The sequence below is a fragment of the Thalassospira sp. MCCC 1A01428 genome (genome assembly GCF_002115825.1).
Classification (GTDB): domain Bacteria; phylum Pseudomonadota; class Alphaproteobacteria; order Rhodospirillales; family Thalassospiraceae; genus Thalassospira.
This window is the reverse complement of sequence record NZ_JFJZ01000018.1, coordinates 77,603-89,329: the sequence shown is the minus strand read 5'-3', so window position 1 is coordinate 89,329 and position 11,727 is coordinate 77,603. Positions and strand designations below refer to the sequence as shown.

Annotated in this window: 12 protein-coding genes; all 12 read right to left on the bottom strand. The window is 52.0% G+C overall.

Annotated features, from left to right (window positions below; all coding sequences use genetic code 11):
• Nucleotides 1–49: 49 nt before the first annotated feature.
• The 12 genes from THS27_RS14715 to THS27_RS14660 all read right to left on the bottom strand — a co-directional run bounded on the left by THS27_RS14715 (nucleotide 50) and on the right by THS27_RS14660 (nucleotide 11,725).
• Entirely contained in the window at nucleotides 50–490 is a 441-nt protein-coding gene (locus tag THS27_RS14715; RefSeq protein ID WP_085592131.1) for a VOC family protein, read from the bottom strand.
• 118 nt (nucleotides 491–608) lie between these two features.
• A complete protein-coding gene (lpxB, locus tag THS27_RS14710; RefSeq protein WP_085592148.1) occupies nucleotides 609–1,832 on the bottom strand; it encodes a lipid-A-disaccharide synthase in 1,224 nt (407 codons plus the stop codon).
• The gene (locus tag THS27_RS14705; RefSeq protein ID WP_085592129.1) at nucleotides 1,822–2,670 is read right to left on the bottom strand and encodes an LpxI family protein; all 849 of its coding nucleotides are present in this window, start codon (nucleotides 2,668–2,670) and stop codon (nucleotides 1,822–1,824) included. Before THS27_RS14705 ends, lpxB begins: the two co-directional genes overlap by 11 nt.
• On the bottom strand, nucleotides 2,651–3,454 hold the full coding sequence (gene lpxA, locus THS27_RS14700; RefSeq protein ID WP_085592146.1) for an acyl-ACP--UDP-N-acetylglucosamine O-acyltransferase: 804 nt from the start codon (nucleotides 3,452–3,454) through the stop codon (nucleotides 2,651–2,653). Before lpxA ends, THS27_RS14705 begins: the two co-directional genes overlap by 20 nt.
• Before the next feature lie 2 nt (nucleotides 3,455–3,456).
• Entirely contained in the window at nucleotides 3,457–3,906 is a 450-nt protein-coding gene (gene fabZ / locus THS27_RS14695; protein WP_085592127.1) for a 3-hydroxyacyl-ACP dehydratase FabZ, read from the bottom strand.
• Between the two features lie 11 nt (nucleotides 3,907–3,917).
• Nucleotides 3,918–4,937, bottom strand: coding sequence for a UDP-3-O-(3-hydroxymyristoyl)glucosamine N-acyltransferase (lpxD, locus tag THS27_RS14690; protein WP_085592126.1), 1,020 nt, complete (start codon nucleotides 4,935–4,937; stop codon nucleotides 3,918–3,920).
• Nucleotides 4,937–5,470, bottom strand: coding sequence for an OmpH family outer membrane protein (locus THS27_RS14685; RefSeq protein WP_246832971.1), 534 nt, complete (start codon nucleotides 5,468–5,470; stop codon nucleotides 4,937–4,939). Before THS27_RS14685 ends, lpxD begins: the two co-directional genes overlap by 1 nt.
• Nucleotides 5,471–5,514: 44 nt before the next feature.
• Nucleotides 5,515–7,809: an outer membrane protein assembly factor BamA gene (gene bamA, locus THS27_RS14680; protein ID WP_246832970.1), complete on the bottom strand. Its 2,295-nt coding sequence runs from the start codon at nucleotides 7,807–7,809 to the stop codon at nucleotides 5,515–5,517.
• Between the two features lie 23 nt (nucleotides 7,810–7,832).
• Entirely contained in the window at nucleotides 7,833–8,990 is a 1,158-nt protein-coding gene (gene rseP, locus THS27_RS14675; protein WP_349591690.1) for an RIP metalloprotease RseP, read from the bottom strand.
• Nucleotides 8,971–10,137, bottom strand: coding sequence for a 1-deoxy-D-xylulose-5-phosphate reductoisomerase (locus tag THS27_RS14670; RefSeq protein WP_085592120.1), 1,167 nt, complete (start codon nucleotides 10,135–10,137; stop codon nucleotides 8,971–8,973). Before THS27_RS14670 ends, rseP begins: the two co-directional genes overlap by 20 nt.
• A 48-nt stretch (nucleotides 10,138–10,185) precedes the next feature.
• Complete coding sequence (locus THS27_RS14665) at nucleotides 10,186–11,001, bottom strand: phosphatidate cytidylyltransferase (RefSeq protein WP_246832969.1); 816 nt, start codon at nucleotides 10,999–11,001, stop codon at nucleotides 10,186–10,188.
• A complete protein-coding gene (locus tag THS27_RS14660; RefSeq protein ID WP_085592118.1) occupies nucleotides 10,985–11,725 on the bottom strand; it encodes an isoprenyl transferase in 741 nt (246 codons plus the stop codon). Before THS27_RS14660 ends, THS27_RS14665 begins: the two co-directional genes overlap by 17 nt.
• Nucleotides 11,726–11,727: the final 2 nt, after the last annotated feature.

The following is an 11,727-nucleotide window of genomic DNA, read 5'->3' as shown; positions in this document are numbered from 1 at the left end:
GGCCCGGAGAAATCCGGGCCTTTTTGCGTTATTTATCAGATTATTGAAATTACCAGCTGCCGGTATTTTCCATACTGGCCCACGGTTCAGCCGGCGCAAGTGCATCACCCTGCTGCAAAAACTCGATCGAGATACCATCGGGCGAGCGAACAAAAGCCATGCGCCCGTCGCGCGGCGGACGATTAATTACAACACCGGCATCCATCAGCTTCTGGCAGAGGCCATAAATATCTTCGACTTCATAGGCAAGATGGCCAAAATTACGTCCGCCAGTATACTCTTCCGGGTCCCAATTATATGTCAGCTCCAATTCGGGCATCTTGTTTGCCTTGGCACTGGGAACATCATGCGGCGGTGCCAGGTAAATCAGGGTGAACCGGCCCTTCTCGCTTTCGATGCGGCGGGTTTCTTCCATCCCCAGCAAATTGCAATAAAAATTCATCGACGCATCAATATCGGTGACACGCACCATCGTATGCAAATAACGCATTAAAACTCTCCGATTATGTCTTGTTGAATGCGGGAAAGCTAAAACAATTCGACTGGCTTGAGAACAGCGAAGTTGTAAAACTTTTTCACATCATCAACGGAACAAAACGTTGTACCTTTCAGGGGTGTGCGCTCGCGACCTGCAAAACAACCGATGCAGCCTTGTCACTGGGTGGTTCCTGACCAAAACCCAGCAACGTCGTTGCTTCATCAAACCCGGCCTGTTGCGTTGTCCTGTCCGGACCTTCCATGATCAGGGCGGTCATCGCAGCGTAAAGCCTGTCTGGCGTGCAATCTTCCTGCAAATATTCAGGCACCAGCTTACGCCCCAGAACAAGATTAATAATCGTAACGGTATCGACCTTTAACAGTCGACGGGCGATCCATGCACTGGTTGGGCTAACGCGATAACCAATGATATGTGGAACGCCAACAATGCCCAGCTCCAAAGAAACCGTACCAGAAGCCGCCAAAGCCGCATGCGCAGAGCTAAACGCATCGCGCCTCTCCTGGTCGGTCGAAACGACAATCCCTTTACCTGGCCATTCTAAAACCGCTTGCCGTACAACATCTTCGACCTTGCTAACAGTCGGTACGACAAAGGCATAATCAGGATGGTCGCGATGAAGCCTGGTGACCACCTCTTTAAAGACCGGCAACAAACGGCCGACTTCGGAATGCCGACTGCCCGGCAGAATGGCAATCACTTTCTGATGCTCGTCAAGGCCATGTGTCGCACGAAAACGCTGTGCGTCCCCGCCATGTCGTTCTTCAACTGCTGAATGACCGATAAAGGTGGTTGCCAGCCCTTCTTTTTCAAAATAGGGCGGTTCAAACGGAAGAAGGGCCAGCAGATGGTCCAGAAACTTTGCAATCTTGCGTGCCCGGCCCGGTCGCCATGCCCAAACCGACGGGGCGACATAATGCACCAGCGGTATGCCCTTGTTCGCCAGCCGCTTGCCGACCCGAAAACTGAAATCGGGGGCGTCAATGGTTACGACAATGTCAGGCTGTTCTAACAGGGCGAAATCAGCTGTCTCGCGAATCCGGCGCAACAATCGCGGAATATGCGGGATTATTTCAGCAAGCCCCATAACCGACATTTCATTCATCGAAAACAGGCTTTGCATGCCTTCGCCAATCATGCGAGGACCACCAACACCAATAAACGTTGCCGCCGGATTTTGTCGTTTGATCGCTGCCATCAAACGACCGCCCAATTGATCCCCGGATGCCTCGCCAGCCACCAGCATAATCTTCACCGGGTTATGGCGGGCCCCGTCTGTCGCACGCGCCTGTGAAGATACAGAATCGAGGGTCGGCGACACCACGTTATTTGTCATGGTCAGATCCATCTGGCAGGGAAAGGCCGACAAGAAACATGCCGTAACGGTCTGCAAGTGCAATCACTGCTTCACGGTCGATAATCATGGTGCCACCGGCCAACAGGGCAATGCCTGAAAGCCCTGCCTGATAGGCTTGCTCAACCGTCGTCACGCCGATGGCAGGCAAATCAAGGCGTTGATCCTGTTGGGGCTTGCTGGATTTAACCAAAACCCCGCCAGGGCCCGGTCGCGCATATTCGGCCGAGCGACGAATCATTTCATCAGTGCCTTCAATCGCCTCTACTGCAAGCACCAGACCCTGTTGAACAATACAGCCCTGCCCGACATCAGCCTGGCCTAAAATACGGGCAATTTCCAATCCGCGACGGGCATCAGCCCTCGATTGATCATCCGGCGAAACAGCACCCAAAACACCTACAGGTGTCACCAGATCCCGCATAATTTCGTGCGCGCCGATCAACCGAAAACCGTCACGTTCCAGTTCCTGTCCAACGATGCGCAGCAAACCGTCATCACCAAGCGATTTCAGGCCAATTCGAGCCAAAATTTTTGCCGCCCGCAAATCTGGCCGAATAGATGCAAAAGACGGGCGTTGCACCTTGCCTGCCAACACAACATCGACACATCCATGCGCCCTGAGTTGGCCTAGAATTTTTGATGCAGCCCCCAAACGAACAATTTCGTAAGGAGCCCCCAAAGCTTCAGGTGTTTCACAGTGCCCTTCAAGGGCAACAACGAACACCGCCCGCCCCGACGCTTTTGCTGCGTCGACAAGGCGGGCGGGTAAATCACCACCACCAGCGATCAGGCCAATTTTACCCTGCTGAACTGTCATATTTCGGTGTACAAACCGAGCGCGTGCTCTCGGCTTTCAAAAAATTGATAATTTCCATAACCGGACCAACCTCGGCAAAGTCCTTCGCGACTTCCTCAACCCGTTCGGCAAGTGTGCCCTCGTGGGCGAAAACCAGTCGATAGGCCTTGCGCAAGGAATGAATGGTTTCACGGTCAAACCCGCGCCGTTTTAAACCAACAATATTCAACCCGGAAAGATAGGCGCGGTTACCAATGACCGAGCCGTAGGGAATAACGTCGCTTTCAACCCCGGTCATTCCACCGATCATGGCGTGACGACCGATTCGAACAAACTGATGAACAGCTGACAAGCCGCCGACAATGGCGAAATCATCAACATGCACATGTCCGGCCAAGGTGGCATTGTTCACTAAAATGCAATGATCGCCGATCATACAATCATGACCAACATGCGCACCAGCCATCAACAGGCAATCATTCCCGACCGACGTCAGCATCCCGCCACCTTCGGTGCCAGGGTTCAAAGTTGCCCCTTCACGAATTTTAGTACGGCTGCCAATCACCAGGCGCGATGCTTCACCCTTGAATTTCAGGTCTTGCGGGGCATGCCCGATCGAAGCGAATGGAAAAACAACACCGTCTTCCCCAATCGTTGTATGCCCGGCAACGACAACATGCGAATGCAGTTTAACCCGATCACCCAGAACAACCGACGCACCGACCATGCAATAAGGGCCGATTTCGACATCCTGACCGATCTGCGCACCGTCTTCGACAATTGCTGTCGGATGCACGTTTGTCATCATCAATTATCCCGGATCATCGCAGCAATCGTTGCTTCGGCAACCACTGCTCCGTCTACACGAACTTCACTTTCGAATTTCCACACCGGGCCGCGGCTTTGTTTTTTGCGAACATGAATATGCATCACATCACCCGGCACAACCGGCTTGCGAAAACGCGCACTATCGATGCTCATAAAATAAACCAGCTTGCCTTCGGCATTCTCACCCAGCGTATGAACAACCAGGATTGCTGCCGTCTGCGCCATGCTTTCAATAATCAAAACACCCGGCATAATCGGCTGTTGCGGAAAATGACCGGTGAATTGCGGTTCATTCATCGTCACATTTTTAATGCCGATAGCCGCTACATCCGCTTCGATATCAATGACCTTGTCGATCAGCAGGAACGGATAACGATGCGGGATCATCTCCAGAATGCGCTGGATATCAACATTTACCAATTCGGTCATAAACAGTGCCCTTATTTCTTTTTTCGTATCAGCCGCGATAAAGCAACCGTCTGTTTGTGATATTCCATCATCGGGACCGCCGGGCTCCCGCCTACAACGTCACCCGGTTTCATGTCCTTCATAACACCGGCCTGTGCGGCAATTTTCGCGCCATCGCCCAATGTCAGATGTCCGGTAATTCCGGCCTGCCCGCCTGCAACAACAAAATGTCCCAGTTTGGTTGAACCGGAAATACCAACCTGTGCCACGATAACGCAGCCCATACCCATTTCAACGTTATGGCCGATTTGCACCAGATTGTCGATACGACAACCATTGCCAATAATCGTATCAGGCCCTGCACCACGGTCGATTGTGGCATTGGCACCAATTTCTACATCATTGCCTATTACCACACGGCCAAGTTGCGGAACTTTTAAATGCCCCTGTTGGCCCATGGCAAACCCGAAACCGTCCTGCCCAATACGGGCGCCGGAATGGATAATGCACAAATTTCCAACCAAAGTGTGGGTCAGTGCTGCCCCCGGGCCGATATAACACCCCGCGCCAATGACAACACCGCGCCCGATCACGGCATTTGCCGAAATCCGCGTACCCGCGCCAATTTCAGCGCCTTCCTCGATCACAGCACCAGGATCGATCTGAACATTTTCTCCGATACGAGCCGATGCGTGAACATAAGCCGCCTCGGATATATCGCCATTCGCAGGCTCGGCAGGGTAAAACGCAGTCGCCGCTTTGGCGTAAGCACGGTAAGGATCATCGCTGGTGAAAACCAGCATCCCTTCAGGCGCGCGATCAGCGAACTCCGGGCGGCAAAAACAGGCACCGGCCTTGCTTGCAACAAAGGCGTCGACATATTTGCGATTATCGAAAAAGCTCAGGCAGGTTTCGTCTGCCACTTGCAAAGGCGCCACATCAACAAAAGACCGGCTCTCGCCGGTCGTTTGTACAAGCGTCGCACCGGAAATACGAGCAATTTCCGCCGCGTCGAATGGCCCTTTGCGTTTAAAAAAACGCGGATCTGCCATCAGGACGCTTCCTTGAATTCAACGGTCAAAGACGGGATGGCGGCGTTGATCTTTTCAAAGATCTCTTTGGTCGCATCCATCGCATTGGCATGCAAAATCACCTGGCTTTTATGCAAAACCAGTGTCGCCTTCCGTTCCTCGGCAACGTCAGCAATAATTTCAATCAGCTTCTTTTGAAACTTGATCCGTGCCTCATTTACCGCTTCATCCAAGACTTTGTTACGGCCCTGGGCGAACTTCTGAAATTCAGCAACTTTCTTCTGAAATTCTGCACGTTTTTGCTGCAAAACATCTGCGCTTAGCAAAGTACGTTGCTGGGCAAGCTTCTGGTCTTCGTCACGCAACGCCTGTTGGCGTTTTTCGATTTCTGTTTGATAGGAATCACGGCGTTTTTCCACCTGCTTACGCATATCCTGCATAGCAGAGGCTTCACGCATGATGCCTTCAAAATCGACGATCATGACAATCGCAGTCGTTTCCTGTTTGGTATCAGCCGCCTGGGCCTGCGCTTGCAGCCCCAGACCTGTCACCATCAGCAAGACCAAAAAAAGTCGTTGGGCGGTTTTCATCATATACATCAGAATCTGGTTCCGAAGTTCAAGCGGAACACTTCCTCTTTGTCATAATCTTCTTTGAGCACAGCCTGCGAAAGGTCGACACCAATCGGGCCAAACGGCGATTCCCAGCCTACCCCAACACCAACAGACCCACGAAGCGACCCCGTATCATAAATCTCGCCTGACCGATCGCCATCAACCCCCGATGCCGAACCAAAGTCCGAGAAAATACGTCCTTTAAGCGCAAATTCAGACGGCAAGCCTAACGGGAAATCAAGCTGCACAGTACCGGCATAATAGAACTTTCCACCGACAGCATCATCACTGGCTTTGTCACGCGGCCCAACACCCCCGGCCGAGAAACCACGCAAGCTGGAGCCGCCTAGCAGGAACCGTTGCGAAATACGCGTATCCTTGCCGATCCCGAAAATATAGCCCGAGGATCCCTTGGTGCTAAGCACCCATTCTTTCTGACGATCCAGCGGATAGTAATATCCACCGGAAATACGGGATTTCAAATAACGTTCCGAGCCGCCAAAACCGGCCAGATCGTTAGACACCTGGGCAAAATAACCATCTTTTGGTGAAACTGAGCTATCCCGCTGGTCATAGGTCAGCGTTTGTCCGATGGTAGATTCACTAAATTCAGGGTCTTCTTCGCGCAGCAAACGCGATGCGTTCGAATCAACATCCGAATATTTGTCCAGTTCAAAGCCGTAGCGGGCCTGCTGGCTTAAATGTTCGGTGAAATTATATCCCGCACGCAAACCAAAACCGGTCTGTTCTTCATCATACGAGCTTTCGTCCTGGTTATCGTCTTCCCGACGGAAAATATCAAACCCGGCACTCACGTCACGATCAAGGAAGTACGGTTCGGTAAAGGAAAGGTCGATCTGGCGGCTGCTGCCACCAACGGTGAAACCAAGACGCAAATCCTGCCCGCGTCCCAAAAGGTTACGTTCACGAATACCGGCCTGACCAAACGGCCCCTGGTCCGTACCATAACCGGCACCAATCGAGAACTCGCCTGTCGATTTTTCATCCACGTCAACTTCAACAACCGACTTGTCAGGCTCACTGCCCGGCAGGGTTTTGACATCAACATTTTTGAAAAAGTTCAGGTTCTCAACACGCTGGCGTGAACGGTTCAGTTTGGAACTGCTAAACGCATCGCCTTCGACAAAACGGAACTCGCGGCGGACCACTTCGTCCAGCGTGCGAACATTACCAACAATATCAATACGTTCAACATAGACCTTCGGGCCTTTGGTGATGTTAAACGTCACATTGATCGTATTGGTTTCGCGGTCGCGTTTGATTTCCGGCTTGATATCGACAAAAGCATAACCCCGGTCCCCGACATAATCGGTGAGGGATTTGATCATGTCGTCGACAACTTCGGAATTATACCAGTCGCCGTTTTCAACCTTGATCAACGGCGTCAATTCGCTGACATCCAGTTTATCAATTTCCGAATTAATCTTGATGTCACCAAACTTATAACGTTCACCTTCATTCACAGTATACGTGATGAAAAAGTCGGAACGGTCCGGTGTTAATTCCGCAACCGAAGACAAAACCTGGAAATCAGCGTAACCGGCAGCCAGATAGAAACGGCGCAACAACTCGCGGTCAAAGGTAACCCGGTCAGGGTCGTAGTTGTCATCGGATGTCAGAATTTTCCACCAGGCACTGGTGGTAGTACGAATCACACCTGAAAGTTCGCTATCATCAAATGCCGAGTTCCCGACAAAATTGATACGACGAACGCCAGTTGCCTCGCCTTCCTTAATTTCAAACACCAGATCAACGCGATTCTGGTCGCGCTGAATAACCTTCGGATTCACGGTCGCGGCAAAACGGCCCGACCGGCGATACAAATCCAGAATACGCTGAACGTCGGCCTGCACCTTGGTACGGGTATAAACCACACGCGGTTTAAGCTGTACTTCCGTGGTCAGCGCGTCGTCCTTGAGGTGATTGTTCCCCTCGAACGCGATGCGGTTAATGATCGGGTTTTCAACAACCTTCACCTTCATCACGCCGTCATTATATGAAATGGAAACGTCAGCGAACAAATCGGTGGCAAACAGCGCCTTAAGCGATTCGTTGATCTTTTGAGGGTCATACGGATCACCCGTACGCACCTTAAGATACGCATCCACCGTACCGGTTTCGATACGATTGTTACCTTCTACGCGGATCTGCGTGATGGTGGGATAGTTCTGAGCCAGTGCTTCCACAGGCAAGAATGCTGGAGTAGCGGCGCCCGCAAGGGCCACCATCATCGCAGCAGTTCGCATTTTACGCAGCAAAACCAACCCCCTGATATATGCAGTCATCCGCCAGCCAGGCCTTTAAAAAAATTCCATACGCCAAGATGCGACAGATCATTCCATGTTGCAAAAATGATTAAGCTGAATACCAAACCCGCGCCCAGACGGAAACCATATTCTTGCGCTTTCGCACTCATTGGTTTTCCGCGCAAGGCTTCGATCAGATAAAACACCAGATGTCCGCCATCCAAAAGCGGCACCGGCATCAAATTAATCAGGCCAAGGCTAACAGATAGATATCCCATAAATGACAGAAGCGGCGCGATACCGCCTTCGGCAACCTGTCCCGACATTTGCGCTATCCGGATCGGGCCGCCAAGCTCGGAACTATCGCGTTCACCGGCAATCATTTCACCGATTGCGCCAAATGTTTGCGTGACAATTCCAAAAGTCGTCGAAACGCCATGTCCGACAGCATCAAAAATACCGTCGCGTTGCGCAACAAAATCGCCGGCGGAGACACCAAGCCTGCCATACGTGATCGCGTTTGGTCCCTCGCCTTCGCTAACAGCTTGCGGGGTTGCCATCACATCAATGGTTTTGCCATCGCGCATCACCGTCAGGTCAACACTTTGACCCGGTTTTTGTCTGATTTGCACCGAAAGTTCGTCAAACCATTCAATTTTCTGGCCGTCCACGGCAACAATCCGGTCTTTGGGTAACAACCCAGCCGATGCAGCTGCGCTACCGTCAGTAACCGTTCCAACCACTGGCAAGGCACGTTGCTGACCTACAGCGGCAAATAAAACGGTGAAAATGACAATCGCGAAAATAAAATTGGCAAAAGGACCCGCAAACACAATGGCGGCGCGCGCCAAAAGGCCTTTATGATGAAAGGCATATTGCCGGTCTTCCGCAGGCAGGTCATCCCGGATGCCCGCGCTGGCCGGGTTCATGTCACCGTACATCTTGACATAACCGCCCAGCGGCAAGGCACTAATTTTCCAGCGTGTCCCACTTTTATCGTTCCAGCCGACGATTTCCGGCCCAAAACCGATGGAAAAAGACTCAACTTTTACCCCGGCCTTGATCGCGACCCAGTAATGCCCAAACTCGTGGACAAATACCAGAACGGACAACACAAAAAGAAACGACAGGATAGTGACCATCAGGTAGGATTCCTCGAATTGTTCGGGGCCTTTAAAGGCATAGTCGTTCAATCATGTCTTTAGTCAAACGCCGCGCCAGATCATCCGTCGCGAACACATGATCAATATCGCTCAGTTTTTCGCCAGCATGGGCGACCATAACTGCTTCGACCAGCTTTGTGATATCAAGAAAACCAATACGCCCTGCAAGAAACGCCGCAACAGCAACCTCGTTCGCAGCGTTAAGAACAATAGGCAGGGTCCCGCCTGCGCGCAAGGCTTCACGCGCCAATCTCAATGCGGGAAAACGTTCTTCATCGGGTGCTTCGAAACTAAACTGGCCGATAGCAGCAAAATCAAGCCGCGGCAACGCCAATGGCAGGCGTTCAGGCCACCCCAGCGCATAAGCAATGGGGGTGCGCATATCAGGCGTGCCAAGCTGGGCCAGCACCGATCCATCCACATATTCTACCATGCTGTGAATGACTGATTGCGGATGCACCAGTATTTCGACCTTGCTTTCGGCCACGGGAAAAAGACGGCAAGCTTCGATAAGTTCAAGCCCCTTATTCATCATGGTGGCAGAATCGATTGAAATTTTTGCCCCCATGCTCCAGTTCGGATGAGCAAGCGCCTGTTCACGGCTAACCGCGGCCATATCGCTTAATGACCACGTTCGAAACGGTCCGCCCGAAGCCGTGAGCAATATTCGTTCGATCCGGTCTGGCGCACGATCATCAAGGACCTGAAAAATTGCGCTATGTTCAGAATCGACAGGAATAATTGTGGCATTATAACGCCGCACTTCATCTGTCATCAATTCGCCCGCACAAACAAGGGTTTCCTTGTTGGCCAGGCCGATGACAGCGCCGCGGCGAACAGCGGCCAGTGTGGCACGTAATCCTGCCGCGCCAACAATACCCGCAATAACAATATCCGAAGGACGACAGGCCGCTTCAATCAGGGCATTTTCCCCTGCCCCTGCTTCAATCCCCGAACCGGCAAGTGCTACTTTTAAATCATTGAAAAGTGCTTCATCAGCGATAACTGCAAAACGGGCACCGAGCTTGATAGCCATTGATGCAAGTTCATCGACATTGCGATGCGCAGTCACCGCATCGACCCGGTAACGATCAGGATGGGCCAGAACCACATCGGCAGTACTTTTACCGATCGAGCCCGTGACGCCCATAATACACACAGATTTCGTAACCGACATCCGGCACCAATATAACAAACCGGTCAAAGAACTTTGCTAGTGCTAGTCCTAGCGCAGACCCAGACCGAAAAAATAAACAAGTACAAAGGCAACAGGCAAAACCGAAAGCATTCCATCGGCCCGGTCCAGAAAACCACCATGACCAGGAATTAAATTGCTGCTGTCTTTCACACCAAATCGACGTTTAAGGGCCGATTCCGCCAGATCACCAATTTGGGCAACAATCGCCAGCACGGCACTGGCAAACGTTATGGCCCAGATAGCTGCACCGCCGCTGAAATGAACAATCAGACCACCAATAATTGCGGCACAAATCATTCCCCCAACCAAACCCGCCCAGGTTTTTTTCGGACTAAACCTGGGGGCCAGTTTGGGGCCACCAATTGCACGACCAAATGCATATGCGCCTGTATCGGTCGCCCATACAATCAAAAACAGCCACATGATCAGCAACAGGCCATCCTGATGCCACACCCGCAACCACTGTACGGCAAGGGCAGTAAGCGGAATAAAGACACATCCGACCGACACCAGCAACCGTTCACGCCCGCACAGCGCCACCACGACAAGGGCCGTCACAGCAACTGGTATAAGCACCAATATTTGAGGCGCAAGAAACTGCGCATACATAGCAATGGCAAGACCAAAACCAGAAACAACAGCCAAAGGCAAGGCACGATCAGGCGCGCACATGCGCAACCATTCCCAGGTCATGGCGGCGCTAAAAACAAAAATCAGCATGCCAAACCAAGGTGAGCCGAACCACACCGCGGCAACAGCAACAGGGGCCATCACCAGAGCCGATGCAATGCGCAACCCCAGACCGGATTTCGGTGGAACACTTACTTCAGAGGACTGCGCCAAAACGCCGCTCCCGCCCGGCAAAATTTTCTATTGCCTGTTCCAGATGTTGCCGGTCAAAATCGGGCCAAAGCACCTCGTCAAACACAAATTCGGTATAGGCAGACTGCCACAACAAAAAATTACTGATTCGCTGCTCACCACTTGTTCTGATCAACAAATCGGGGTCCGGCATACCGGCAGTTGCAAGATTTTGTTCAATCAGGTCTTCGTTTATGTTGCTTTCTGACAATTCGCCCAGGGCAACCCGCCGGGCAATCTGGCGAACAGCATCCACCAGTTCAGACCTTGCACCATAACTAAGCGCAATTGTCAGTTTCAGGCGCGAATTCGAAACGGTTCGCTTTTCTGCGTTATCAAGCAATGCACGGATGTCCGGGGCAAAACGGTCCCGATCACCAATAATTTTGATCTGAACACCATTTTTATCCAGAGCACCCAGCTCACGTTTGATAAACAGACGTAGCAGCCCCATCAGATCACTGACTTCACCTTCCGGGCGCTTCCAGTTTTCCGTCGAGAAACCGTAAAGTGTCAGATATTCAATGCCTATTTCGGCAGCAGCCTGCACAGTACGCCGAACGGCTTCGACACCGGCTCGATGTCCGGCTGTCCTGGGCTTTCCACGCGCACGTGCCCAACGCCCGTTGCCATCCATAATGATGGCAACATGGCGCGGAACAATTTGGTCGCCAGACGGCTTAAGGTTCGATGCCAGAACAGTCATGG

Excerpts from the sequence above, each read along its gene's own strand:
- THS27_RS14715 (WP_085592131.1), bottom strand. The coding sequence starts at position 490 with ATGCGTTATTTGCATACGATGGTGCGTGTCACCGATATTGATGCGTCG.
- lpxB (WP_085592148.1), bottom strand. The coding sequence starts at position 1,832 with ATGACAAATAACGTGGTGTCGCCGACCCTCGATTCTGTATCTTCACAG.
- THS27_RS14705 (WP_085592129.1), bottom strand. The coding sequence starts at position 2,670 with ATGACAGTTCAGCAGGGTAAAATTGGCCTGATCGCTGGTGGTGGTGAT.
- lpxA (WP_085592146.1), bottom strand. The coding sequence starts at position 3,454 with ATGACAAACGTGCATCCGACAGCAATTGTCGAAGACGGTGCGCAGATC.
- fabZ (WP_085592127.1), bottom strand. The coding sequence starts at position 3,906 with ATGACCGAATTGGTAAATGTTGATATCCAGCGCATTCTGGAGATGATC.
- lpxD (WP_085592126.1), bottom strand. The coding sequence starts at position 4,937 with ATGGCAGATCCGCGTTTTTTTAAACGCAAAGGGCCATTCGACGCGGCG.
- THS27_RS14685 (WP_246832971.1), bottom strand. The coding sequence starts at position 5,470 with ATGGTGACAGGTCTGGGGCTGCAAGCGCAGGCCCAGGCGGCTGATACC.
- THS27_RS14670 (WP_085592120.1), bottom strand. The coding sequence starts at position 10,137 with ATGTCGGTTACGAAATCTGTGTGTATTATGGGCGTCACGGGCTCGATC.
- THS27_RS14660 (WP_085592118.1), bottom strand. The coding sequence starts at position 11,725 with ATGACTGTTCTGGCATCGAACCTTAAGCCGTCTGGCGACCAAATTGTT.